This window comes from Pengzhenrongella sp. (assembly GCF_036565025.1).
Lineage (GTDB): Bacteria > Actinomycetota > Actinomycetes > Actinomycetales > Cellulomonadaceae > Pengzhenrongella.
Map to the genome: position 1 here is coordinate 1 of NZ_DATCNW010000281.1, position 22,838 is coordinate 22,838.

The following is a 22,838-nucleotide window of genomic DNA, read 5'->3' on the forward strand; positions in this document are numbered from 1 at the left end:
CCCGCCGGTCGCGTTCGGCGAGAGCGTGTGGGTCGTGCTCACCTTCGCGCCGTCGCTGTCCGTGACCGTGAGGGTGACGGTGTAGCTGCCCGTGTGCCGGTAGGTGTGCCGGGCGGTCTGCCCGGTTCCGGTCTGGCCGTCCCCGAAATCCCAGCCGTAGGAGCGCACCGCACCGTCCGGGTCGCTCGAGCCGGTCGCGTCGACGGCGCACACGAGCAGCTCGCAGCCGGCCGTGAACGAGGCCATCGGCGCGACGTTCTGTCCGGGGCCCGCGGGCCGGATCGTGAAGGCGTCGGTGAACGAGCCGCCCGCGGCGCGCTCGAAGCTCGCGGAGAGCTTCGAGGACGAGGCCTCGACGTCCAGCGGGCCCCAGGTGGCCGTGTCCTTGCCGGAGGTCGTCGCGAAGTACGGCGCCTCGGGCGACGTCGGGTTGAGCGGGTGCTGGGCGAAGCCGCCGGTCCCGACGGTCGCGAAGACCGTGCCGGCACCCTTGACGAAGCCCGGACCGGCATCCGCGATGCAGTCCTTGTCCGCCGGGCCGGGCACCACGGCCTGGCAGCCGGGCCCCAGGGCGAGCTGTTTGGTCCGCTCGTAGGCGCGGGCATGACCCTGGAGCACCAGGTCGACCTTCTTGGACAGCAGCAGGTTCAGCAGGTCGGTGCCGGACCCGCACGGGTCCTTCCCGGTGGTCAGGCACGGCTTGTGCATCCCGACGACGACCCAGGGGATCGAGGCGGCCCGGGCGCCGTCGATCACCCCGGCGGTCCAGGTGTACCGCGGCGTGCCGACCGAGTAGTCATACGTCTCGGCGGGGAACTTCAGGCCGGGGGAGATCATCACGAACCGCACCACGGGGTTCCGCGCGGGCACGTCGACGTACCACTGGCGGCCGTAGGCCCCCACCGCGCCCGGCAGCTGGTTCGGCAGGCACGAGGACAGTGCGTCGATGTTGCCGTGCTGCCCGTTGGACTCGTCGTCTCCGGAGACGACCTCGAACGGGAAGCGCGTGCCCACGTACCGGGTGACAAGGTCGCACCAGTCCTGCTCGCGCCCGGTGCCGCCGTTCGAGAGGTCCCCGAGCGCGAGGTGGAGGTCGGGGCCGATCTCGCCGACCTTGCTCAGCACGGACTTGGTGGCGGCCTCGGTGCTGTAGTCGCCCGCCGCGGTGAAGTGCACCGTGGGATCCGCGGTGACCGGGGGGCTGTCCCGCCCGCCGGTGGTGAGCGCGATCGCGCCCGCAGCGAAGGCGACCGTGACCGCGACCGCGAGCGGCACGACGAACCGGCGCATCCACGTGCCCCTCTCGCTCTACGACGGTGTGACGTTCAACGTAATACGGCTGCCGGGTTTGCGAGGCGTGGTAGCGCCGGGTGAACCTTCTGGCAGGGTGACATCCATGACCCAGAACCTCCCCGCCAGCCCCGCCGTGCCCGAGCAGCTCCGAGCCGTGGTGACCGGCGCGTCGTCGGGCATCGGGGCAGCGACCGTGCGACGGCTGCGGGCGGCGGGCTGGGACGTCGTCGCGGTCGCGCGCCGCGCCGACCGGCTGGCGGCGCTCGCGGCCGAGACGGGCGCGAGCGTGCTGGTCGCCGACGTCACGTCCGACGACGACGTCGCGCGCCTCGCCGCCGAGGTCACCGCGGGCGGCCCGGTGCACGCGCTGGTGAACAACGCCGGCGGCGCGCAGGGTGCGGCGCCGATCGCGAGCTCCGCGCTCGAGGACTGGCGCGGGATGTTCGAGCTCAACGTTCTCGGCACGCTCCGGGTGACCCAGGCCCTGCTGCCGGCGCTGGTCGCGTCGGGGCGCGGCGACGTCGTGGTGATGACCTCGACCGCCGCGCACGACACCTACCCCGGTGGTGGCGGCTATGTCGCGGCCAAGCACGCCGAGCGGCAGATCGCCACGACGCTGCGCCTGGAGCTCATCGGTCAGCCGGTGCGCGTGATCGAGATCGCGCCCGGCATGGTCGCGACCGAGGAGTTCTCGCTCAACCGCTTCGGCGGCGACGCCGCGAAGGCCGAGGCCGTGTACGCCGGGGTCGACGCGCCGCTGACGGCCGACGACGTCGCGGACGCGGTGGTGTGGACCCTGACCCGGCCGCATCACGTGAACATCGATCAGCTGGTGATGCGCCCGCGCGCCCAGGTCTCGAACACCCAGGTCGCGCGGGCCTAGCCGGCATCGGTGCCCACTTCAAGAAGACAAGAAGACTCGGGGTATTTGTGAAGCGTTCCCGTGCGCTCGTCCTGCTCGCAGCTTTTGCGCTCGGTGGGTGCGCAGTTCAGGGCAAGGATTCAGCCACGCGTGCCTGAAATGATTCAGACGTCGATATTTCCTCCCGCGGCTCCCGCGGCGGGTGACGGATGACCGACGGCCGGCAGGTCGACGAGGGCCGCAACGACGGGGATCGACTGCGCGCCGCGCTCGGGTCCGACGAGTTGCGCTGGACGGTGGTCGTCCCGCTCAAGGCTGGTCCCGAGGTGAAGTCGCGGCTCGCGGGCTGGCTCCCGCCCACGCCCCGAGTACTCCTCGCGCGGGCGATGGCGGGGGACACTCTCGCGGCGGCGGCGGCCGCCCGGCGCGTCGAGACGATCGTGGTCGTGACCGATGACCTCGCGACCGCCCGGGCGGCTCGGCGTGCCGTCGGTGCGGCGCCGGGCCGGGTCGTCGTGCACGTCGTCCGCGAGCCCGATCCCGGTGGGCTGAACCCTGCGGTGCGCGCCGGTATCGACCGGGCGCGGCGGCTGACCCCTGCGAACGGCGTCGCGGTGCTGCTCGGAGACTTGCCGGCGCTGCGTCCGGGCGACCTCGACGCCGCGCTCGGGCAGGGCAGCGCCCACCCGCTCGGGGTGGTGCTGGACGCCGCCGGGACGGGTACCACGCTGCTGACAGCGGCGCCCGGCGTGGCGATGGACCCGGCCTTCGGCCCCGGCTCGGCCGCGGCCCACCTAGCCCGGGGTCATACCCGCCTGAACGTCGCCGCGGGCTCGGGCCTCGAGACCGACGTCGATGTCCGAGCCGATCTCGAGGCAGTCCTCGCGCGAGGCCCCGGCCCGCGCACCGTCCGCGCGCTACGTCGGGTCTGAACGCTCCGGCGGGGGAGTCGACCGTGCAGGTTCACTTCTCCGCAGTGAGGCGGTTGGTGACCTCCGCGGCGACCCTCGCCTGCAGGTCGGCGAGCTCGGAGTTCGTCAGCGCCGTCAGGTCGGCCGACGGCGCGATAGGCCGACCGCCCGCGCCCGTGCCCGCTTGGATCGGCTCCCCGCTCGCGCTCTGCGTGGCGCCGTCCGCGTCCACGCACCGCTGCACGGTCCCCGCGAGGTCAGTCAGGCACAGCGAGCGATCGGCCTTGATCTGCACGCGCCGGGTCGCGGACGTGGCGTTCGCGATGGTCGCGGTCCACAGCCCGTCCGAGGTCGGCAGTACCTCGATGATCTCCAGGCTGTTCGCCTTCCAATTCAGGACGGGGAACGCGGTGACGACCCGGTTCGACAGGGCCGTGTTGCCTTCCCGTGACCGGGCGAGCTTGTGGATCGTGAGCGGGTTCAGGGTGCCGTAGGTGACCCGGTCGGCGGCGATCGTGGACACCGCCGCGATGGACTTGCTCGTCCCGCGCGGGGTGAGCGCGGTGACGTAGTCCCACCCGGTCTTGTCGGTCCGGTTCAGCAGGAGCTCGGAGACGTTGCCGTCGTCCGGATTCGCCGCGCCTCCCTCGACCGTCTCAAACCCGGCCCTGTTGAAGACGCGCGCACCGAGCCCGTCCGCGGCCTGGGTGGACTCACGCTGCGCGGCCGCGAGGGACTGTGGGTACACCGGCCCGGGCAGTGCGCCGGCCTGCACGGACTTGAGGTGGGTGACGGTCTTCCCGTCGTAGACGAGCACCCCGGCGGGGAGGCGGTGCGACTCGGGGAAGCCGACGTACTTGGTCACGGGGATGACGAGCTTCGCGGCCTTGCCGTCGCAGTACACCCACACGTCGGAGCCGGTGGCCATCAGCCGTGGGTCCACGAACGACAGGGCGCGGCGCAGGTTGTACGCGAACCAGCCCTGATCGACGGGCACCTGGGCGGCGAAGCTGCACACGGTCGCGGTCGCCGCGGTCCGGGACTGGACGGCGACCTGGTTGAACCCGTTGACGAGCCTGCCGCGCGCGAGCACGGGCGTCGCGTAGGAGTTCGACGCGGGCAGGAACGTGGTGTCGGTGGAGTCGAAGTCGCCGACGACGTCCCCGGCGCGGCTGTCAGCGGACGCGGCGGCGGTGGCCCAGGGCAGCCGCCAGTCGTAGCCGGGCTGGTCGTGCTCCACAGTCTTCACGGACCCGAGCAGCGCGCTCTGCCGGGTGAATCCGCCGAGGAACGCGCCCGGGATGGCCGCCAGGATGACGAGGACGACGACCAGGGCGCTGAGCTTGCGCCTGCTCTTGGCGAGCAGGACGAGCGCGACGACGACGCCGATCAGGATCACCTTCCAGGTGGCGCTCGCCCAGACGCCCCGTGCGATGCTGGTGACGGACCCGTGGAATGCCCAGAAGAGGACCGCGAGCACAGCCGGGACCGCCACCGCGCCGAGGGCGACCATCCGTGGGGTGAGGGACACGGGTGCACGCGTGGGCGGCGGTGTGTGACGGGCGCGGCCGTGGCCTACGGTGCTGGGGCTCACGGGGGCCTTTCGGGTGGCAATCGGGGCGGCCGGGCCACTGACGGGAGGCGCGCTCGGTGCCAAGCATGCGGCAAGCCGAACCGGTCGCGGGCCGACATGAGGTCGGGATCGGCATGAACACGTCGATGGAGCCTCGCCAGGGTCGTTCCGAGCCACCCCGACGCTGCTCATCAGAGAGTCTCGCGGTTGGCGATTTCTTTGAGGATCTGGGTCTCGTTGTTGAGTTCCCCGATGATCAGGTATCCGTCGGTGCCTTCGTTCCATTCGTAGAAGACATTGTTCTCATAGGTATGCCTGTGCGCGGGAAAACCGGCCACCGTCGAGTTGGGCTGAATTTTCGTGGGGCGCCCGATGCGGTAGGACGCAAGAATGTGATTCGACCACCAACAAACGACCAGTACATGACCATCGGATTGTATGGTGCCATCGCGGGCCGCCGCTGGGATCGCACCCGTTCGTCCCCATTCGGACCGGACCGCCGACACGCACTTAGCTGAGGCGACCAGGCAGCCACCCGGCAGGGCCTGCGAGCCGTATCCCGGCAGGTAGGCGCATCCAGCGACCAACAGCAGAAGAAGAGCAGCGGCAGAGCCGACGAGGAATCGACGAGGCGGCCTCGCCCGCCTACGCGCGATCATGCGGTTGCCGACATGTCGAACCCATCGGCAGCGCGCGCAGGTTGGTGAGTGGCCTGGAGTGCTCAGGCCGGGTGCCCGGTCACCACAAGCTTGAGTGCGCGGGCGGCAATCTCGGCCGTTGCGGGGACGTCGGTCATCAGGGTCGGGGCCACCCCGACCCGCCAGCCGTCGGATCGCAGCCCCGCCGCGGCGTCGGCGTCGACCGTGTCGATCAGCCACGCGTCGAGCACGCCGCCCGCCTCCCGCCGGCCGTAGTGGCGGGCGACGGCGGCGGCCGACGTCTCGACCCCGATCGCCCGCAGGCACGCATCGGCCATCCCGCGCACCGCCGCGCCGCCCACGATCGGGGAGATCCCCACGACCGGCGCGGCCGTCGCGACGAGGGCCTCCCAGATCCCCGGCACGGCCAGGATCGTGCCGATCGACACGACGGGGTTCGACGGCGGCAGCACGACGACGTCGGCGTCCAGCAGCGCGGCGACGACCCCCGGCGCGGCGCTCGCGGACTCGAGCCCGACCTGGACGAACGCGCGGGCGGGCAGGGCCGCACGGTGCCGGACCCACCACTCCTCGAAGTGCAGCAGCCGCGTCCCCCCGGCCGCGGCATCGACGACGACGTGCGTCTCGACCTCCTGGTCGGTCATCGGCAGCAGCCGGACCCCGGGCTCCCAGCGGCGACACAGCCGCTCGGTGACCTGCGACAACGTCTGCCCGGAGCGCAGCAGACCGGTGCGCGCGAGGTGCGTCGCGAGGTCGAGGTCGCCGAGCGTGAACCACTCGCTGTCGACGTCGTAGTGGGAGAGCTCGCTGGACGTCCGGCGGCTCTCACCGGCCCGGCCCCAGCCCTGGTCCTCGTGTACGCCGCCGCCGAGGGTGTACATCAGGGTGTCCAGGTCGGGGCAGATGCGCACGCCGTGCAGCCACATGTCGTCACCCGTGTTGGCGATCACGGTGACCTCCGCGCTCGTCCCGCCGCCCCGGTCGGACCGGGTCGTGGCCAGGTGGGCGAGCAGCCCGCGGGTGAAACGCGCGCCGCCGACGCCCCCCGAGAGCACCGTGATCTTCAACGGACCTCCTCGGCGAACGCGATCACCGGTCGGCCGGTGCGCGGGTGGGTCAGCACGTCGCAATCGACACCGTAGACGTCGCGGATCAGATCCGGTCGCAAAACGTCGCGCGGATGGCCCGCCGCCGCGAGCCGTCCCTTGGAGAGCACCAGCACGTGCGCGCAGAACGCCGCGGCGAGGTTGAGGTCGTGCAGCGCGGCGACCGTCGTGGTGCCGAGGTCGCGCACGAACCCAAGCACGCTGAGCTGCGCGTTCACGTCCAGGTGGTTCGTCGGCTCGTCGAGCAGCATCAGCTCGGGCTGCTGGGCGAGCGCGCGGGCGATGTGCACCCGCTGGCGTTCTCCGCCGGACAGGTCCGACCACGCCCGGTCCGCGAGGTGGGCGGCCTGCGCGTTGGCGAGCGCGCGGTCCACCGGGTCCTCGCCCGCCCCGGCACCGGTGTCGGCGCCCCACAGCGTGCGGTACGGGATGCGTCCGAGGGCGACCACCTCGCGCACCGTGAGCGGGACGGTGCTCGAGGACTCCTGCTCGAGCAGCGCGATACGTCGAGCCCGGGCCCGCCGGGGGAGCAGGTGCACCGCGACCGGGTCCGCGCTCGAGCCCGCCAACCCGTCCGATCCCACCAGGACCGCCCCGCGCTCCGGCACGAGCAGTCCCGCGACCAGCCGCAGCAGCGTCGTCTTCCCGGCTCCGTTGGGCCCGAGCAACCCGGTCAGCCGCCCGGCCGGCGGCGTCGCGTCGATGCTGTCGACCACCCAGCGGCCTCCGAGCCGGGTACCCACCCCCGCGATCGTCAGCTCCATGCCGCACCCCGGCCGCGCCGCAGGATCACCGCGAAGACCGGCACCCCGATCAGCGCCGTGATGATGCCGACCGGCAGCTCGCGCGGGTCGAAGACGGTCCGGGCGAGGGTGTCCGCCCAGATCAGGAACACCGCGCCGCACAGCGCGGCGACCGGCAGCAACCGCCGGTGCGCGGGACCGGTGGCCACCGACACCGCGTGCGGCAGCACCAGCCCGACGAAGCCGATCGCACCGCTGACCGCGACCATCGCCCCGGTGAGCAGCGCGACGAGCGTCATGAGCGTCCACCGGGTGCGTTCGACGTCGATGCCGAGCGCCGCGGCCGCGGTGTCGCCGAACGCGAACGCGTCCAGCCGGGTCGCCGAGACGAGCAGGACGGCGCCGACCGCGAGCAGCGCGACCCCGGAGATCGCGACCGACGACCAGGTCGTGCCCGCGAGCGACCCCATCAGCCAGCTGAGGATCTCCCGGTACGAGTCGCCGGTCGCGGTCCAGAAGATGACGAACGACGTCCCGGCCGCGCACAGCTGGGAGACCGCGAGGCCGGCGAGCACCGCGCGCCCGGGCGTGAGGACCCCGCCGGTCCGGGCCAGGGTCAGGGTCGCGACCAGCGCGAGCAGCGCGCCCGCGAACGCCGCGACCGGCAGCAGCAGCCCGACGCCGACGACGAGCACCGCGACCGCACCCAGCGACGCGCCCGAGGACAGCCCGAGCAGATACGGGTCCGCGAGCGCGTTGCGGGTCAGGCTCTGCATCACCGCCCCCGCGAGGGCGAGCCCCGCCCCCACCGCGCCGGCGGTGAGCACGCGCGGCAGGCGCAGGTCCCACACGATCGCGTCCAGCAACCGCGGCACGCCGTCGGCCCCGGCGAACCCGCCCAGCCCGAGGTGCCCGGCGATGGAGCGCGCGACGTCGGCCACCGCGATCTGCGCGGGTCCGATGGTCACGGTGACCAGCACCGTCGCGACGAGCAGGGCGAACCCGGCCCCGACCAGGAGGGTGAGCGGTGGGCGCCACCGGCCCCGGTCCACGCCGCGGCCCTCAGTCCTGGGGCGGCAGCGCGGCGAGCTGCTTGGACAGGCTCACGACCGCGTCCGCATTGCGCACGCCCGCCTCGGCCGCCGGGAACGGGATCGTCAGGTACCGGTGCTCGCGCACCGCGGTGAGCTTGTTGGTCGCGGGGTTCGCCTCGAGCAGGGAGATCTTCTTCTTGGCCGTGTTCCAGCTCGCGTCGACCAGCACGATGACGTCCGGATCCGCGGCCACCACGGACTCCCACCCGGCCGACGTCCAGGTGTCGTGCACGTCCGCGAAGATGTTGGTGAGCCCGGCCTTGTCCATCATCATCTGGGGTGCGCCGATGCCGGCCCCGACGTACGGGGTGTCCGCGCCGGAGCTGTACCAGAGCGCCGTCGTCGGCTTGGCGGGCTTGGCCACCGTGGCGAGCGCGCGCTTCTGGGCGGTGATCAGCGTCTCGGCGCGGTCGGCGACCCCGAACAGGCTCGCGACCTCGCGGATCTCGCTGTAGACGTCCTCGAACGTGAGCGGGTCGGGCTGGTAGCCCTTCTCCTTGCACGCGGCGGGCGACACGTACGTGCCGATGCCGCGGTCCGCGAGGGTGGTGCGGTCGCCCGCGCCGTCGGCGGAGAAGTTCGACTCCCAGCCGCCGTAGACGAAGTCGGGCGCCACCGCGAGCAGCGCCTCCGGGCCGGGCACCTGGTCGGACAGCACCGGGACGTTCGCGGCGGCCGCCTTGTACCGGGTCGGGACCGGGCCGTCGGCGAAAGCGGACCCGGCGAGCGAGTTCTGCAGCCCCAGCGCGAGCAGCATCTCGTTCGACGTCGACTTGATCGCGACGACGTGCGTCGGCGGCTTCGTGACCGTGACCTTGGTGCCGCAGTTGTCCACGGTGACCGGCGTGAAGGCCGCCGCGGACGAGCCAGCCGCGGCACCTGGTGAGCGGCCCGGCTCGGCCGGCGCCGCCGTCGTGCAGCCCGCGAGGGTGAGGAGAGCGACGCCGGTGGCCCACGCGACGGTCGCACGACGCCGGGTCGGGGCGGCGGAAAGGGGGGATGGCATGGGGCGAGCACTCCTGGCGGGGACGTGGCGGACGGCGGCGTGCGAGCTGCACGCCGTCGCGGCGTCGCAGTTGGCGCGGGCGCACGTCGCGCCTGTGGACTCACCGTCCAAGACCGGGCGGCACCTCCGGGCCAAGGACGGGCCGGGTTCCGTGGATCACCTTATCCGCAGGTCACCCGCTGGTCCGCCGGGCCGCGGCGGGTCTTGCGGGGCGGCTCGCGCAGGGCCAAGGTCCTTGCATGGCCGTTGGCAGCTGTCGACGGGCCGGAGCCGCATGACCGGAGGATCCCATGACCGTCGTACGCGTCGCGCTCACGCAGGCCACCTGGACGGGCGACCAGGAGTCGATGATCAGGCTGCACGAGGGCTTCGCCCGCGAGGCCGCGGCCCAGGGCGCCCAGGCGATCTCGTTCCAGGAGCTGTTCACCGGCCCGTACTTCGGCATCACCCAGGACCGCAAGTACTTCGAGTACGCCGAGTCCGTGCCCGGCCCCACGACCGAGCGGTTCGCCGCGCTGGCCAAGGAGCTCGGGATGGTGATGATCCTGCCGGTGTACGAGAAGGAGCAGGCCGGCTTCCTGTACAACACCGCCGCCGTCGTCGACGCGGACGGCTCGTACCTCGGCAAGTACCGCAAGCACCACCTGCCGCACCTGCCGAAGTTCTGGGAGAAGTTCTACTTCCGCCCGGGCAACCTCGGCTGGCCGATCTTCGACACGGCGATCGGGAAGGTCGGGGTCAACATCTGCTACGACCGGCACTTCCCGGAGGGGTGGCGCGCGCTCGGGCTGAACGGGGCCGAGATCGTCTTCAACCCGAACGCCACGGCGCCGGGGATCTCCAACAAGCTCTGGGAGATCGAGCAGCCGGCCGCCGCCGTCGCGAACGGGTACTTCATCGTTGCGACCAACCGGGTCGGCCGCGAGGACAACGAGTACGGCGACGAGGCGGTCAACTTCTACGGCAGCTCCTACGTCGTCGGACCGGACGGCAACTACGTGGGCGACGTCGGCTCGGCGACCGAGCCGCAGGTGCTGGTCCGGGACATCGACCTCGACCAGATCCGGGTGGTGCGCGAGACCTGGCAGTTCTACCGCGACCGCCGCCCCGACGCCTACGGCCCGCTCGTCGCGCCGTGACCCGAACCCGATGACCGAGGAGCAGCGATGAAGACTCTGATCACGGGCGGCACGGTCGTGAACTCGACCGGCCGCGGCGCCGCGGACGTGCTCATCGACGGCGAGACGATCGCGGCCCTGCTCGCCCCGGGCTCGACCGCGCTCGGCGTCGACCTCGTCGGGAGCGTCGATGCGGTGATCGACGCGACCGGCAAGTACGTCATCCCCGGCGGCGTCGACGCGCACACGCACATGGAGATGCCGTTCGGCGGCACGTTCGCCTCGGACACCTTCGAGACCGGCACCACGGCCGCCGCGTGGGGCGGCACGACGACGATCGTCGACTTCGTCGTGCAGTACGCGGGGGAGAACCCGCTCGACCAGTACGCGCTGTGGCACGAGAAGGCGGCGGGCAACTGCGCGATCGACTACGGCTTCCACCAGATCCTGTCCGACGTCCAGGACTCCTCCCTGGACGCGATGGACGAGCTGGTGGCCGAGGGCGTGACCAGCTTCAAGCTGTTCATGGCCTACAAGGGCGTCCTGCTGTCCGACGACGGCCAGATCGTCAAGGCCATGCAGCGTGCCGCCCAGAACGGCTCGATGATCATGATGCACGCGGAGAACGGCAGCGTGATCGACCTGCTCGTGCAGCAGTCCCTCGCGCGCGGCGACACCGCGCCGTACTTCCACGGCCTCACCCGCCCGTGGCAGGTCGAGGAGGAGGCCACGCACCGCGCGATCATGCTGGCGAACCTGACCGGCGCGCCGCTGTACGTCGTGCACGTCTCGGCCAAGCAGGCGGCCGAGCAGATCGCCCGGGCCCGCGACGGCGGGCAGAACGTGTTCGGCGAGACGTGCCCGCAGTACCTGTACCTCTCCCTGGAGGAACAGCTCGGCGCGCCCGGGTTCGAGGGCGCGAAGTGGGTCTGCTCGACGCCGCTGCGCTCGCGGGCCGAGCGCCACCAGGACCACCTGTGGCAGTCGCTGCGCACGAACGACCTGCAGGTCGTCTCGACCGACCACTGCCCGTTCTGCCTGACCCAGAAGCAGCGGGGCATCGGGGACTTCTCGAAGATCCCCAACGGCATCGGGTCCGTCGAGCACCGCCTGGACCTGCTCTACCAGGGCGTCGTCACCGGGCGGATCAGCCTCGAACGCTGGATCGAGATCTGCGCGACGACGCCCGCACGGATGTTCGGGCTCTACGGCCGCAAGGGCGTCCTCGCCCCCGGGGCCGACGCCGACGTCGTCATCTACGACCCGGCCGGCCACACCTCGATCGGGCTCGGCAAGACCCACCACATGAATCTCGACTACTCCGCCTGGGAGGGCTTCGAGATCGACGGGCACGTCGAGACCGTGCTCTCCCGCGGCGAGGTGGTGATCGCCGACGGCGAGTTCCGCGGCCACGCGGGCCACGGCCGGTACGTCAAGCGTGAACTCTCGCAGTACCTGATCTGAGGAGCCACCCGGCATGGAATTCGGCGTCGTCCTGCAGACCAACCCGCCCGCGTCGCGCACGATCGACCTCGCGCGGCAGGCCGAGACGCACGGCTTCGGCTACGTGTGGACCTTCGACTCGCATCTGCTGTGGCAGGAGCCGTTCGTCATCTACTCCGCGATCCTCGCCGCGACGCGCAGGATCATGGTCGGGCCGATGGTGACCAACCCCGCGACGCGGGACTGGACCGTGATCGCCTCCCTGTTCGCGACCCTCAACGAGATGTACGGCAACCGGACGGTGTGCGGCATCGGGCGCGGGGACTCCGCGGTCCGCACGCTCAACGGCCGCCCGGCCACGATCGCCACCCTGCGCGAGGCCATCCACGTGATCCGCGAGCTGGCCAACGACCGCCCGGTCGAGCTGAATGACAAGACGCTGCACTTCCCGTGGAGCACGGGGTCGGCGCTGGAGGTGTGGGTCGCGGCGTACGGGCCGCTCGCCCTCAAGCTCGCCGGTGAGGTGGGCGACGGGTTCATCCTGCAGCTCGCGGACCCGGACATCGCCGCCTGGACGATCAAGGTGGTCCGGGACGCGGCCGAGAAGGCGGGCCGCGACCCCGCAGCCGTAAAATTCTGCGTGGCCGCCCCTATGTACGTCGGGGACGGCGGCTCCCCGACCGAGCGGGCGCACATGCGCGAGCAGTGCCGCTGGTTCGGCGGCATGGTCGGCAACCACGTCGCGGACCTCGTCGCCAAGTACGGCGCGGGCTCGGCCATCCCGGTGGCCCTCACCGACTACATCGCCGGACGCCAGGGCTACGACTACAACGAGCACGGCCGCGCCGGGAACGTGCACGCGTCCTTCGTCCCGGATGAGATCGTCGAACGGTTCTGCCTGCTCGGGACCCCCGCCGAGCACGTCCAGAAGCTCCAAGCCCTGCGGGACCTCGGCGTGCACCAGTTCGCCGGGTACCTCCAGCACGACAACAAGGAAGTGACGTTACGCATGTACGGCGAGCGCATCATCCCCGCAATGGCCCAGCCCGTGCTGGCGACCTCATGACCACGTCCGGCAGCGCAGTGTCCGACGACGACGGCCGCCTCGCCTACCAGCTCGACAAGGCGCACGTCCTGCACTCGTGGTCCGCCCAGGGGTCGTTCGACCCGCTCGTGATCCGCTCGGCGCAGGGCTGCGAGGTCGAGGCCGGTGACGGCACCCGCTACCTGGACTTCTCCAGCCAGCTGGTCAACGTCAACATCGGCCACCAGCACCCGCGGGTCGTCGCGGCGATCGCGGAGCAGGCCCAGCTGCTCACCACCGTCGCGCCCTCGCACGCCGTGCTGCCGCGCGGCCTGGCGGCGCGCGCGATCCTCGCCCACGCGCCGGCGAGCTGCTCGAAGGTGTTCTTCACCAACGGGGGAGCGGACGCGAACGAGAACGCGATCCGGATGGCGCGACAGGTCACCGGCCGGGACAAGGTGCTGTCCGCGTACCGCTCGTACCACGGCAACACCGGCGCGGCGATCGTGGCGACGGGCGACTGGCGGCGGGTCCCGAACGAGTTCGCGCGCGGCCACGTGCACTTCTTCGGGCCGTACCTGTACCGCAGCGAGTTCTGGGCGAGCACCCCCGAGCAGGAGTGCGAGCGTGCGCTCCAGCACCTCGAACGGGTCCTGGTGTCCGAGGGCGCGTCGTCCGTCGCGGCGGTCCTGCTCGAGACCATCGTCGGGACCGGCGGCGTGCTCGTGCCCCCGCCGGGCTACCTCGCGGGCGTGCGCGCGATCGCCGACCGGTACGACGTCGTGCTGATCCTGGACGAGGTCATGGCCGGGTTCGGGCGGGCCGGATCGTGGTTCGCCTTCGACCAGCACGACGTCGCGCCGGACCTGATCACCTTCGCCAAGGGCGTCAACTCTGGCTACGTCCCGGCCGGCGGGGTGATCATCTCGGAGCAGATCGCGTCGTTCTTCGACGACCGGGTGTTCCCCGGCGGCCTGACGTACTCCGGGCACCCGCTCGCGATGGCCTCGATCGTGGCGAGCATCGCGGCGATGGAGGACGAGAAGGTCATCGAGAACGCGGCTCGCATCGGAGCGGACCTGCTGGCGCCGGGGCTCGCCGAGCTCGCGGAGCGCCACCCGGTGATCGGCGAGGTGCGCGGGGTCGGCGTGTTCTGGGCCCTCGAGCTGGTGACGGACCGCGAGACCCGCGAGCCGGTACCCGCGGCGGTGATGGGCGCGGTGAAGCGCGAGCTCATGGCGCGCGGCCTGCTGCCGTTCCTCGCCGACAACCGGATCCACGTCGTGCCGCCGTGCATCGTGACCGACGCGCAGGTCGAGACCGCACTCGGGATCTACGACGAGGCCCTGACGGCGGTGGAAGCAGGCCGCTGACCGCCAGGAGTCCCGTGTCAGCCCTGGCGCGGTCCCTGCCGCGCGTAGGGGCTGACAACTCCAACGGTGTTCCGGCTAGATCAGTGACCGGCGGTCGAGCTGCTCGTAGCTCTCGGTGGCGTCCGTTCGGTGCCCCCAGGCCACCGCCTCGCCCGCGGCCAGCGAGGCGGGCGCGTCGAGCACCCGCTGGTTGCTGCTGCCGCGGAACTGCAGGGTGAGGTCGCGCCTGGCGAGATCGAACGGTCCGTCGACGAGGACATCGAGGTGCTCCAGCAGCGCGACCTTGTCCGGGGTCTCGACTGCCAGCTGCTCGAACGTGTAGCCGGTCCAGCACCAGATGTCCTTGTCGGCGCCGAACCGCTCCCGCACCCGCCGGGCCAGGCGCAGGCACACGCCGGTGTTGAGGAACGGCTCGCCGCCGAGCAGGGTCAGCCCCTGCACGGACTCGTGCGCCAGGTCCGCCAGGACCCGCTCCTCGAGCTCGTCGGCGTAGGGCTGCCCGTACCGGAAGCTCCAGGTCTTCTCGTTGAAGCAGCCCTCGCACGCGAACAGGCAGCCGCTGACGTACAGGCTGCACCGCACGCCCTCACCGTCGACGAAGACGAACGGTTTGTAGTCCGCGACGAACCCCTGGCTGAGCTTCTCCGAGCGCCACTGGCCCGGCTCCGGGACGCGCATCCTCAGTCGACGTCGGGCACGGGCGCGCCGGCCAGCCCGGTGCTCCCCGCCATGTGCTTGACGCGCGAGGTGATCTCGGAGTGCCGCCCGTGCACCATCGGTCGCGCCTGCGGGTTGCCGAGGTAGCCGCACGTGCGCTTGACGACGTCGCACGTGCGCGGGTCGGCGTTGCCGCATTCGGGGCAGGCGAACCCGCGCGCCGTCGGCTCGAAGTCGCCGGAGAAGCCGCATGCGTAGCAGTGGTCGATGGGGGTGTTGGTACCCAGGTAGCCCACCCGGTCGTAGGAGTAGTCCCACACCGCCTCGAGCGCCTTCGGGTTCTGCTGCAGCACGGGGTACTCGCAGTAGTGGATGAACCCGCCGGAGCTGAATGCCGGGTAGTCCTGCTCGAAGTCCAGCTTCTCGAACGGCGTCGGGCTCTTGCGCACGTCGTAGTGGTAGCTGTTGGTGTAGTAGTCCTTGTCCGTGATGTCCGCCACCGAGCCGAACTTCGCCTTGTCGAGCCGGCAGAAGCGGTCGGTCAGGCTCTCGCTCGGGGTCGAGTAGACGCTGAACTGGTAGCCGTGCTCCGCGGTCCACTCCCCGGCGTGGGAGTGCAGGGACTGGAGGATCCGCATTGTGAACGCCTTCGCCTCGGGATTGCCCTCCCACTCGCCTCCAAAGAAGGCGGCGGCCACCTCGTACAGGCCGATGTAACCGAGCGAGACAGTCGCCCGCCCGCCGCGGAAGAGGCTGTCGACGTCGTCGTCCGGGCTCAGGCGCTGGCCGAACGCGCCGTGCACGTACAGGATCGGCGCGTTGCCAGGCGCGGCCTGCTTGCACCGCTCGATCCGGTACACCAGCGCGTCGTGGACCGTGCTCAGCCGCTCCTCGAGCAGCGCCCAGAACGCGTCCTGGCTGTCGCTCGCCTCGAGCGCGATGCGGGGCAGGTTGAGCGTGACCACGCCCAGGTTCATCCGCCCCTCGGCGACGTCCTTGCCGTTCTCGTCCTGCCAGCCCTGCAGGAAGGAGCGGCACCCCATCGGCACCTTGAAGCTGCCGGTGAGCTCGACGATCTTGTCGTAGTTCAGGATGTCGGGGTACATGCGCTTCGTGGCGCACTCCACCGCGAGCTGCTTGATGTCGTAGTTGGGGTCGCCCGGCTCCAGGTTGAGGCCGCGGCGAATGGTGAAGATCAGCTTCGGGAAGATCGCCGTGCGCCGCTCGCCGCCGAGCCCGCCGATCCGGATCGCCAGGATGGCCCGCTGGATCTCGCGCTCGAGCCACCCCGAGCCCAGGCCGAAGCCGAGGGTGGTGAAGGGCGTCTGCCCGTTCGAGGTGAACAGGGTGTTGATCTCGTACTCGAGACTCTGCATCGCGTCGTAGATGTCCTTGCGGGTCTTCTCCTCCGCGTAGGGCCGCCACCGGGACTCCTCGGCGATCCACTGCTCCGCGTCCGCCAGGTGCTTGGCGAAGTTCTTCGCGGCGTACGGCGCGAGCAACTCATCGATCCGGTTCGCCGAACAGCCCCCGTACTGGCTGGAGGAGACGTTCGCGATGATCTGCGAGATCTGCGCGGTCGCGGTCTGGATCGAGCGCGGCGGGTCCACCTGAGCGTTGCCGATCCGGAACCCCTCGGCCAGCATTGTGCCGAAGTCGATGAGGCAGCAGTTCGTCATCGGCGAGTAGGGGTGGTAGTCGAGGTCGTGGTAGTGCAGGTCGCCCTTCTGGTGGGCGTTCGCCACGTGCGGGGGCAGCATCCGCAGGCCGATCGCCTTGCCGACCGCACCGGCAGTCAGGTCACGCTGGGTGTTGAAGACATCGCTGTCCTTGTTTGCGTTCTCGTGGACGACCGCGGAGTCCTTGTCGATCAGCTGCACGATCGAGTGGTTGATGTCCGTGGACTTGCTCCGGGCGAAGTCCCGCTGGACGCGGTAGTTGATGTACGCCTTGGCGACGTCGTACTCCCGGCTCTCCAGCAGGATGTGCTCCACGACGTTCTGGATCTCGTAGATCTTGACCGCGTCGGTGAACCGCGCGCCGAGCTCGCCGTCGATGCGCAGCACCAGGTCGGCGAGCGTGTGGTCCGCCAGGGGGGTCAGCTCACCATGCACCTCGACGAACGCCTTCTCCAGCGCGGAGCGAACTCGCGCGTGATCGAACTGCAGGCGGCGCCCGTCGCGCTTGAGAACGGTCATGTGCGGGCCGGCGACCGGCCCATCGATCGACTCCACATGGTCAAGCTCTACAACGGTCACGGCGGGCTCCCCGACTTCCTGACGAACGATCTGACACTAGATCTTGTGTGAATTACAGGGTTGTCACACTAGATCTAGTGCCTTTGGCGGTCTGGGTCCTTCGTCCTACGCTCGCCCGGGAGCGCGGGTGCTGTGCATCCGCCGCATCTCACGGTGGCGGCGTGGCGGGATCGCCAGCGCGGTCCGCCGGCGCGGGTCTACCGTGGGTTGGGTCGGAAGGAGCCCAGGATGTCCGAGCAGCCCTCGCACGACGAGGTCGCCAACCTTGAGTTCGATGAGACGATTCCGCCGCGGCCGGAGGAGGAGATCGCCGACGCTGCCCGGTCGGAGCGGGCCGAGAGCCAGCGCGGGTAGGCGTTCGCTTCGGCTGCCCGACGATGCACGCGGCTAAGGTCGGGTTGTGGCCGACCGTCCCCAGGTGAGTGAGAGCCCGCGCCCTGCCCGCGGTTCGGTCAGCCGCGGGCTTGCCGGCGCCGCGCAGTGGTGTCATGACGGCTGCCTCGCGCTCCCCGGCGCGACGCTCGACCAGCCCTTCGGTCCGCACCTCGACGTGTTTCGAGTCCACGGCAAGATGTTCGCCCTGCTGACGCACAACCCACGCGTGAGCGAGCACATGATCGTGAACCTCAAGGCCGAGCCGAACGAGGTGCCGCTGCTCATCGCCGAGCACGACAACATCCGGCCCGGGTTCCACATGAACAAGCGGCACTGGATCACCGTCGAGCTGAGTCCGGACGCCGACTTCGAGCTCGTCGAGGAGCTCGTCGAGGACTCCTACGACAACGTGGTGGCCGGCCTGCCCGCTCGGCTGAGGTCCTCGCTCGACTCGATCAGCCGAGGCCGTTCGGCGCACCGCGACGTGCCGCGGGACTAGCGTCGCCGGGCGACGCGGCTCCCGGGCCCGACGTCGGCCAGCGTGCGGAGGTCGGCGAACAGCGCGGCGGGGTACCCGGGGCGAGCCTGGTCGTAGCGGCCCGGATCCGCACCGAAGGTCCGGCGCAGGTCGTCCGACGGCATGCGACCTCAGATCGCAGGGTCGACGACGATCAGCACGTTGCCGATCTTCTGACCCGTCTCGACGTAGGTGTAGGCATCGACGATCTGTGCGAGGTCGTACCGCCGGTCGATGACGGGTCTGAAATCGCCCGAGCCGAGCAGGTCCCCGAAGTGCTGCACCAGCTCGCGGTCGTACCGCTGCGGAAGGGGGATGGTTGCCCGCTTTCCGCCGAAGAACGGAGTGAGGACGGACAGGAGCGGATTCTGCGCCCAGCGGCCCAAGTCGGTCGAGGCGTAGATTCCGCGCGGTTTCAGCAGAGGCCTGCAGCGGCCGAAGGAGCTCTTGCCGACCGCGTCGAGGACCACGTCGTAGGTCTGCGGGTCCTTCGTGAAGTCCTCGATCGACCGGTCGATCACCCGGTCCGCGCCGAGGCCCTTGACCAGGTCGACCTGGGGGGTGTCGCACACCGCGGTGACGTTCGCGCCGATCGTCTTGAGCAGCTGAACGGCCGCGGTGCCGATCCCTCCGGTCGCGCCGTACACGAGCACCTCGTGCCCGGGGCCGATCTTCGTCTTCCTGATCGCCGCGAGCGCATAGTGCGACGCCTCGGTGCTGGGGGCCGCCTGCTCGAAGGTCACGTTCGGCGGCATGGTCGCGATCGGACCGTCCTCGGGGATCGTCAGGTACTGGGCGTGCGCGCCCCACCGGTTCTCGTTGTACCCGAACACCCGCGTCCCGACCTCGAAGGTTGTGACCCGACCGCCGACCGCCTCGACCACTCCCGCGAACTCGCTCCCCAAGACCGTGACCCGTGGCCGCCGCAGCCCGCTGAAGAACCTGACGATGAAGGGCGTTCCCGACCGGAAGCCGCAGTCCGTCCGATTCGCCGTGGCTACGTGAACCTTGACGAGCACCTCGTGATCGGCGACCGTCGGCATGGCGACTTCCTCGATCCGAACCACGTCCGGTGGACCGTAGCGCGTGCTGACCGCGGCTTTCATTCTCGAACTGTAGCGACGGGTCCCCGGGACCGGGCCACCGCTCGATCGGTCGAGCTCGGCACCCGCGCAGGACGGTCCGTGCCCCTCAGGCCGTGAGTCCTTCGGACAGGGCGGCGCGCAGCACGCCGGCGTCCCCCCGGACCTCGACCTCCGCGTCGTCGGGTGACCTGCGGCCCCACAGGATCAGGGCCAGGACCGACGCAGGGGCACGCACCTGCACGACCGCCGGACCCTTGTCGGCGGTGTCGAGTCGCCACACGCGGTCGACGTCGGCCGCCGTGAGCTCGATCGGCGACGGCAGTCGCGGCATCCGGCCCATCCGCACCTGGCGCGGTTGCAGGACGGTCACGACCTCGTCGACGCTGTCCGCCCAGAGCTCGGGGCGCACATCGAGCCCGCGGCCACCCGCTGTTCGCAGGTCCCAGAGGTGCACGAGCGTCTCGTGCAGCTGCCGGCGCCGCCAGAACGACGCCGGGCCCGAGCCATCGAACGTCGATCCGACCGCGTGGGGGCCCAGCTCGATCAGCGTGTTGCGAAGCTCACCGGCGCACTCGCGGTAGAGGTCGTCGAGCACGAACGGTCCACGCCCGAGCGGTGCCTCCTGGGTGTCGCGGGCCTGCGCGGCAGCCCAGTGGTGGACCTCCGCGAGGTGCACGACGAGGTCGCGCACCCGCCAGCTCCCGCACCACGGGACCGGAGTAGCGGGATCGACTTCGCCGATCGTGGCCAGGAACTCGTCCTGGGCCCAGATCAGCTCGCCCAGATGGTCGAGGTGGCTGGTCAACATGCGCCGATCATCGCATGACGGTCAAAGCATTCAGAAGGTGGTTCCGTCGGCGCGCGTGAATATGAAGTGGCGGGTTTTCGTGCCTTGGATTTCGATGCCGGTGTCGTGGACGTGGTGGTGATGTCCCGGCCGGTACCCGCGGCCGAGCTGGACGGCTGGCTCCGGGCACGCGCGGTCGCCGGCGACCTGCCGGAGCCGCGCCCGTCGTCGCCGTCGGACACCGTTCCCGCGGACCTGGTCGTGGGCGGTGCCAACGATCTCGCCAGACCGTGACCGGGGCGGATGCGTCGGCGGTCGATCGTCTACGGTATCGAGGTCCAGCGTGGCTCCGCGACGAGCTTCGACACCATCGATGTGAGAGCGACCGATGACCACCCTGCGCGTGACCCGCAGCGACGTCCATGCGGGCGACGACCCGACGCCGATGACGCTGACCTACGCCGAGGGCTCCACGATCGGAGTCGTCGTCGTCCAGCTGCTCGACGCCCTGCCCGACTTTCTGCCCTCCGTCAATGCCTCGTGGGTGGGGTGGGTGATCAACGCACACACGCCGGAGGCGAGCAGGCCGGTGAGCCTCGTCGCCGTGAGCCTGTCCTATGAGCGTCGCCTCGTGGTCAGCCCGCTCAATGAGCGCCTGCTCGGCTGGACCCCGGAGCAGCTCGCGTCGCTCATGGGCGGCATCACCTTGTCTCTTCATGTCGCCTACATGACGACGTCGTCGCTCACCGTGGGTGACTTCCGGGATCGCTGGGCCACGTCCTGACACCGCGCCCCCGCTCCGCCGCGGTTCTCGCGACGTGCTCGGTCAGCGCTTCGGGGCACGGTAGACGAGCGAGTACCGCCAGAACAGCCGCCGCCGGATGCGCGCGCCCGGCAGGACGTCTGCCGCGACGGCTCTGACCTCGGCGAGGGTGCTCTGCGGTGTCGCGGTCGGAGCGGTCATCGCGACGCTCGCCTCGACGGCGCGGGCGGACTTGAGGAGCCCGAGGATCAGGTTCGCGGGAATCGCGATGACGTCGAGCAGATGGTCCGACCGCGTGGCTGCGCGATAGCAGCCGACGATCACGATCGTCCCGCCGGGGGCGAGCAGCGAGCGCATCCGCCTCAGCGCGGCGTCCAACGGGAGGTGATGCACGACGGCGATCGCGGTGACCACGTCGTACTCGCTCTGGCCGGGGACGTCCAGCAGATCGAGCACGTCGAAGGTCGCGTTCGGGTGGTCGGGCGAATGCTCGCGGCCGAGGGCGATGATGTCGAGATCGGGGTCGATGCCCGCCGCGACGCCGGCTCGCCGGGCCATGGCGCGGACCAGGTTGCCCGTGCCGCAGCCGACGTCGAGCACCCTCGGCACGTGCCTCGGCAGCCGCCGCAGCACCCACCGGTGGTAGTGGTCGTTGTGGCTCCACGGGTGCGCGGCGTTCACCCGGTTGATCGTCTCGAGGACAGGCTTGAGCACGACCCGCACTCTTCCACGCGACCGGACGTTCCCGCGGGAACGTCCGGGACTATCCGGCGCTCGGCGTCCTGAGGCTCACCACGACCCGGTCGAGCAGGTCGTCCACCTCGTCCTGGTCGTAGCCCTCCCGGAACTTCGTCGAGGCGAACTTCGCGGTCAGGACCGCGTCGGGGGTCAACGACAGCGGCGCGCCGCGGCGTCGTTCGTCCAGCGCGACGCCGGCGCGGACGAGGAACGCGTCCACCGCGGCGATGTCGTATCCCTCGCGGAACTTCGTGTGCGTCAGCGTGGCCGCCTCGGCCCGCAGCCGCGTGGCGTCGAGCGTCTCGGTCACCTTGGTCTGCTTCTTGCCGAACAGGAAGCTCATGGCTGTTGTCCTCTCCGATCGTCCGCCACCACTCGCTGCCAGCGTCGGTGCGGCCGGAGAGGCGACGTCGCGCGGCGGAAAATGGTGTCGTCGCTCAGGCTAGCTCCACGTCGTTGAGGGCAGGTTGAGAACGACGCGCGGGTGGTCTGCCGCGACAAGGGATGAGGCGCCTCGCCACGGCCGGAAACCCGGGCGCGCTGTTCCGGATCCGCACTGGCTCTCGGGCAGGTTGGACCAGCCGCGGGCAACCCGTAACCTCGGGCGCATGAGCACCCTGAACGAGGTCGGCGAGCGAGACGCCTGGCGATGCTGGCTGTGCGACGAGCCGGTCGACCCCGACGTCTCCGTCAACGCGGGCCGCGGCCCGAGCATCGACGGCGGCGCCGCGCCGAAGGGCAAGAAGGGTGTGGCCGGAGCGGAGCGCCTCGCGCACCGGTCCTGCAACACCCGCAAGGGCGCGGTCAAGCCGGTCGTCGCGTGGTCGCCGCAGCTGTTCGTCGTCGAGCCTGCTCCGATCGCGCCGACCGTGGAGCGGCTGACCCGCAAGGGCGGCCGAGAGCTCGTGGCTCGCTGCCCCACCCAGGCCGACGCCGACGAGGCCGCCGAGTGGCTGCTGGACCGGCTGTCCCGGTTTGCCCCCGGGCTCGCGCTGACCACGAAGGTCGAGCCGGGCGGCGGGCAGTTCCTGCTCTCCCTGCGCGCCGTCTGATCTGAACGGACGCAACTCGGGCCAGCTCGACGGCTCGACGCCGGGTCGGCCCGTGAATCGTGCGTCGGCGGTCTCAGTGCAGCGCTCTGTGCAGGCAGAGTGCAGTGAATGAGGCGTTTTGGTGCACTTTCGCTGCACTGAGGCCTGCACTGAGGTCACTGCGGAGCTGTCGTCGACCGTTCTCGCACGAGCAGGACCAGTTGGGCCACAGCCGCGAGCAACCAAAGCACGAGCAGGGTGACGGAGAACCACGCCTCCGTCGTCCGATCGCCCTGTGCAAGGGTGACTATCCGCATCCCCAGGAGCGCTGTCACGCAAAGAAGTTGTGCGCCGATGAGCCAAAGCCTCGTCGCCCTACGCGTGGACATGGCCGCACGGTACGCCCGCCCCGGCCGCGGCTC

The 22,838-nt window shown here is 70.8% G+C and carries 25 protein-coding genes and 1 pseudogene; 11 read left to right on the forward strand and 15 right to left on the reverse strand.

Translation table 11 applies throughout. From position 1 onward, the window contains the following. The coding region (locus VIM26_RS16225) for a PKD domain-containing protein (protein WP_331953014.1) at window positions 1-1,290 on the reverse strand (1,290 nt) is incomplete at its 3' end. A 106-nt stretch (window positions 1,291-1,396) separates the two neighbouring features. On the opposite strand from VIM26_RS16225, the gene VIM26_RS16230 reads away from it, so the two are divergent. Continuing rightward, window positions 1,397-2,176 (forward strand): SDR family oxidoreductase, encoded by a 780-nt coding sequence (locus VIM26_RS16230; RefSeq protein ID WP_331953015.1) that lies wholly within the window; start codon window positions 1,397-1,399, stop codon window positions 2,174-2,176. 188 nt (window positions 2,177-2,364) lie between these two features. Continuing rightward, complete coding sequence (gene cofC / locus VIM26_RS16235; protein ID WP_331953017.1) at window positions 2,365-3,087, forward strand: 2-phospho-L-lactate guanylyltransferase; 723 nt, start codon at window positions 2,365-2,367, stop codon at window positions 3,085-3,087. 31 nt (window positions 3,088-3,118) lie between these two features. Here the strand turns inward: cofC and VIM26_RS16240 are convergent, their stop codons facing one another. From VIM26_RS16240 to VIM26_RS16265, 6 genes are all read right to left on the reverse strand, one after another. Next, window positions 3,119-4,597, reverse strand: a complete 1,479-nt coding sequence (locus VIM26_RS16240; RefSeq protein ID WP_331953019.1) for a hypothetical protein — start codon at window positions 4,595-4,597, stop codon at window positions 3,119-3,121. Window positions 4,598-4,830: 233 nt separating this feature from the next. Next, complete coding sequence (locus VIM26_RS16245) at window positions 4,831-5,298, reverse strand: hypothetical protein (protein ID WP_331953021.1); 468 nt, start codon at window positions 5,296-5,298, stop codon at window positions 4,831-4,833. Between the two features lie 62 nt (window positions 5,299-5,360). Then, window positions 5,361-6,365, reverse strand: coding sequence for a 2-phospho-L-lactate transferase (gene cofD / locus VIM26_RS16250; RefSeq protein WP_331953023.1), 1,005 nt, complete (start codon window positions 6,363-6,365; stop codon window positions 5,361-5,363). Then, a complete protein-coding gene (locus VIM26_RS16255) occupies window positions 6,362-7,168 on the reverse strand; it encodes an ATP-binding cassette domain-containing protein (protein ID WP_331953025.1) in 807 nt (268 codons plus the stop codon). Before VIM26_RS16255 ends, cofD begins: the two co-directional genes overlap by 4 nt. After that, window positions 7,159-8,199, reverse strand: coding sequence for a putative F420-0 ABC transporter permease subunit (locus tag VIM26_RS16260; RefSeq protein ID WP_331953027.1), 1,041 nt, complete (start codon window positions 8,197-8,199; stop codon window positions 7,159-7,161). Before VIM26_RS16260 ends, VIM26_RS16255 begins: the two co-directional genes overlap by 10 nt. Before the next feature lie 10 nt (window positions 8,200-8,209). After that, complete coding sequence (locus VIM26_RS16265; RefSeq protein WP_331953029.1) at window positions 8,210-9,247, reverse strand: putative F420-0 ABC transporter substrate-binding protein; 1,038 nt, start codon at window positions 9,245-9,247, stop codon at window positions 8,210-8,212. Between the two features lie 290 nt (window positions 9,248-9,537). Here VIM26_RS16265 and VIM26_RS16270 point away from each other — a divergent pair, with 290 nt between their 5' ends. The 4 genes from VIM26_RS16270 to VIM26_RS16285 are packed head-to-tail and all read left to right on the forward strand — an operon-like array spanning window position 9,538 to window position 14,205. Further along, window positions 9,538-10,386, forward strand: coding sequence for a nitrilase-related carbon-nitrogen hydrolase (locus tag VIM26_RS16270; RefSeq protein WP_331953031.1), 849 nt, complete (start codon window positions 9,538-9,540; stop codon window positions 10,384-10,386). A gap of 27 nt (window positions 10,387-10,413) precedes the next feature. After that, on the forward strand, window positions 10,414-11,829 hold the full coding sequence (gene hydA, locus VIM26_RS16275; protein WP_331953033.1) for a dihydropyrimidinase: 1,416 nt from the start codon (window positions 10,414-10,416) through the stop codon (window positions 11,827-11,829). A 13-nt stretch (window positions 11,830-11,842) separates the two neighbouring features. Next, complete coding sequence (locus tag VIM26_RS16280) at window positions 11,843-12,874, forward strand: TIGR03842 family LLM class F420-dependent oxidoreductase (RefSeq protein WP_331953035.1); 1,032 nt, start codon at window positions 11,843-11,845, stop codon at window positions 12,872-12,874. Beyond that, complete coding sequence (locus tag VIM26_RS16285; protein ID WP_331953037.1) at window positions 12,871-14,205, forward strand: aspartate aminotransferase family protein; 1,335 nt, start codon at window positions 12,871-12,873, stop codon at window positions 14,203-14,205. The genes VIM26_RS16280 and VIM26_RS16285 overlap by 4 nt, the downstream gene beginning before the upstream one ends. Before the next feature lie 75 nt (window positions 14,206-14,280). Here VIM26_RS16285 and nrdG read toward each other — a convergent pair whose 3' ends face one another. Beyond that, a complete protein-coding gene (gene nrdG / locus VIM26_RS16290; protein ID WP_331953039.1) occupies window positions 14,281-14,883 on the reverse strand; it encodes an anaerobic ribonucleoside-triphosphate reductase activating protein in 603 nt (200 codons plus the stop codon). Between the two features lie 2 nt (window positions 14,884-14,885). After that, complete coding sequence (gene nrdD / locus VIM26_RS16295) at window positions 14,886-17,120, reverse strand: anaerobic ribonucleoside-triphosphate reductase (protein WP_331953041.1); 2,235 nt, start codon at window positions 17,118-17,120, stop codon at window positions 14,886-14,888. A gap of 228 nt (window positions 17,121-17,348) precedes the next feature. Here nrdD and VIM26_RS16300 point away from each other — a divergent pair, with 228 nt between their 5' ends. Both VIM26_RS16300 and VIM26_RS16305 read left to right on the forward strand, forming a co-directional pair. After that, entirely contained in the window at window positions 17,349-17,474 is a 126-nt protein-coding gene (locus VIM26_RS16300; RefSeq protein ID WP_331953043.1) for a hypothetical protein, read from the forward strand. A 64-nt stretch (window positions 17,475-17,538) separates the two neighbouring features. Continuing rightward, the gene (locus tag VIM26_RS16305) at window positions 17,539-17,994 is read left to right on the forward strand and encodes an MmcQ/YjbR family DNA-binding protein (protein WP_331953045.1); all 456 of its coding nucleotides are present in this window, start codon (window positions 17,539-17,541) and stop codon (window positions 17,992-17,994) included. On the opposite strand, the gene VIM26_RS16310 is transcribed toward VIM26_RS16305, so the two are convergent. The 3 genes from VIM26_RS16310 to VIM26_RS16320 form a co-directional block, all read right to left on the reverse strand. Further along, window positions 17,991-18,137, reverse strand: a complete 147-nt coding sequence (locus tag VIM26_RS16310; RefSeq protein WP_331953047.1) for a hypothetical protein — start codon at window positions 18,135-18,137, stop codon at window positions 17,991-17,993. The two genes, VIM26_RS16305 and VIM26_RS16310, sit on opposite strands and share 4 nt — an antisense overlap. A 6-nt stretch (window positions 18,138-18,143) precedes the next feature. After that, window positions 18,144-19,118 carry an NAD(P)-dependent alcohol dehydrogenase gene (locus VIM26_RS16315; protein WP_331953049.1) on the reverse strand — a complete coding sequence of 325 codons (975 nt, stop codon included), beginning with the start codon at window positions 19,116-19,118 and terminating at the stop codon, window positions 18,144-18,146. 85 nt (window positions 19,119-19,203) lie between these two features. Beyond that, a complete protein-coding gene (locus VIM26_RS16320) occupies window positions 19,204-19,905 on the reverse strand; it encodes a maleylpyruvate isomerase family mycothiol-dependent enzyme (protein WP_331953051.1) in 702 nt (233 codons plus the stop codon). 84 nt (window positions 19,906-19,989) lie between these two features. On the opposite strand from VIM26_RS16320, the gene VIM26_RS16325 reads away from it, so the two are divergent. Together VIM26_RS16325 and VIM26_RS16330 are read left to right on the forward strand one after the other, a co-directional pair. Further along, on the forward strand, window positions 19,990-20,178 hold the full coding sequence (locus tag VIM26_RS16325; RefSeq protein ID WP_331953053.1) for a hypothetical protein: 189 nt from the start codon (window positions 19,990-19,992) through the stop codon (window positions 20,176-20,178). Window positions 20,179-20,272: 94 nt separating this feature from the next. Next, complete coding sequence (locus VIM26_RS16330; RefSeq protein ID WP_331953054.1) at window positions 20,273-20,668, forward strand: hypothetical protein; 396 nt, start codon at window positions 20,273-20,275, stop codon at window positions 20,666-20,668. Window positions 20,669-20,710: 42 nt separating this feature from the next. Here the strand turns inward: VIM26_RS16330 and VIM26_RS16335 are convergent, their stop codons facing one another. Together VIM26_RS16335 and VIM26_RS16340 are read right to left on the reverse strand one after the other, a co-directional pair. After that, complete coding sequence (locus tag VIM26_RS16335) at window positions 20,711-21,361, reverse strand: class I SAM-dependent methyltransferase (RefSeq protein ID WP_331953056.1); 651 nt, start codon at window positions 21,359-21,361, stop codon at window positions 20,711-20,713. Between the two features lie 67 nt (window positions 21,362-21,428). Next, a pseudogene (locus VIM26_RS16340) lies at window positions 21,429-21,545 on the reverse strand (DivIVA domain-containing protein); the annotation flags it as partial. A 448-nt stretch (window positions 21,546-21,993) separates the two neighbouring features. Between VIM26_RS16340 and VIM26_RS16345 the strand changes: the two are divergent. Continuing rightward, the gene (locus VIM26_RS16345; RefSeq protein WP_331953058.1) at window positions 21,994-22,437 is read left to right on the forward strand and encodes a hypothetical protein; all 444 of its coding nucleotides are present in this window, start codon (window positions 21,994-21,996) and stop codon (window positions 22,435-22,437) included. A gap of 155 nt (window positions 22,438-22,592) precedes the next feature. Here the strand turns inward: VIM26_RS16345 and VIM26_RS16350 are convergent, their stop codons facing one another. Further along, on the reverse strand, window positions 22,593-22,805 hold the full coding sequence (locus VIM26_RS16350; protein WP_331953060.1) for a hypothetical protein: 213 nt from the start codon (window positions 22,803-22,805) through the stop codon (window positions 22,593-22,595). Window positions 22,806-22,838 lie beyond the last annotated feature (33 nt).

Coding starts and splice junctions, on each gene's coding strand:
- VIM26_RS16310 (WP_331953047.1), bottom strand. CDS start 18,137: ATGCCGTCGGACGACCTGCGCCGGACCTTCGGTGCGGATCCGGGCCGC.
- VIM26_RS16255 (WP_331953025.1), bottom strand. CDS start 7,168: ATGGAGCTGACGATCGCGGGGGTGGGTACCCGGCTCGGAGGCCGCTGG.
- VIM26_RS16350 (WP_331953060.1), bottom strand. CDS start 22,805: ATGTCCACGCGTAGGGCGACGAGGCTTTGGCTCATCGGCGCACAACTT.
- VIM26_RS16230 (WP_331953015.1), top strand. CDS start 1,397: ATGACCCAGAACCTCCCCGCCAGCCCCGCCGTGCCCGAGCAGCTCCGA.
- VIM26_RS16280 (WP_331953035.1), top strand. CDS start 11,843: ATGGAATTCGGCGTCGTCCTGCAGACCAACCCGCCCGCGTCGCGCACG.
- VIM26_RS16285 (WP_331953037.1), top strand. CDS start 12,871: ATGACCACGTCCGGCAGCGCAGTGTCCGACGACGACGGCCGCCTCGCC.
- VIM26_RS16265 (WP_331953029.1), bottom strand. CDS start 9,247: ATGCCATCCCCCCTTTCCGCCGCCCCGACCCGGCGTCGTGCGACCGTC.
- VIM26_RS16320 (WP_331953051.1), bottom strand. CDS start 19,905: ATGTTGACCAGCCACCTCGACCATCTGGGCGAGCTGATCTGGGCCCAG.
- VIM26_RS16315 (WP_331953049.1), bottom strand. CDS start 19,118: ATGAAAGCCGCGGTCAGCACGCGCTACGGTCCACCGGACGTGGTTCGG.
- VIM26_RS16345 (WP_331953058.1), top strand. CDS start 21,994: ATGAGCACCCTGAACGAGGTCGGCGAGCGAGACGCCTGGCGATGCTGG.
- VIM26_RS16270 (WP_331953031.1), top strand. CDS start 9,538: ATGACCGTCGTACGCGTCGCGCTCACGCAGGCCACCTGGACGGGCGAC.
- VIM26_RS16245 (WP_331953021.1), bottom strand. CDS start 5,298: ATGATCGCGCGTAGGCGGGCGAGGCCGCCTCGTCGATTCCTCGTCGGC.
- VIM26_RS16330 (WP_331953054.1), top strand. CDS start 20,273: ATGACCACCCTGCGCGTGACCCGCAGCGACGTCCATGCGGGCGACGAC.
- hydA (WP_331953033.1), top strand. CDS start 10,414: ATGAAGACTCTGATCACGGGCGGCACGGTCGTGAACTCGACCGGCCGC.
- nrdG (WP_331953039.1), bottom strand. CDS start 14,883: ATGCGCGTCCCGGAGCCGGGCCAGTGGCGCTCGGAGAAGCTCAGCCAG.
- cofC (WP_331953017.1), top strand. CDS start 2,365: ATGACCGACGGCCGGCAGGTCGACGAGGGCCGCAACGACGGGGATCGA.
- VIM26_RS16300 (WP_331953043.1), top strand. CDS start 17,349: ATGTCCGAGCAGCCCTCGCACGACGAGGTCGCCAACCTTGAGTTCGAT.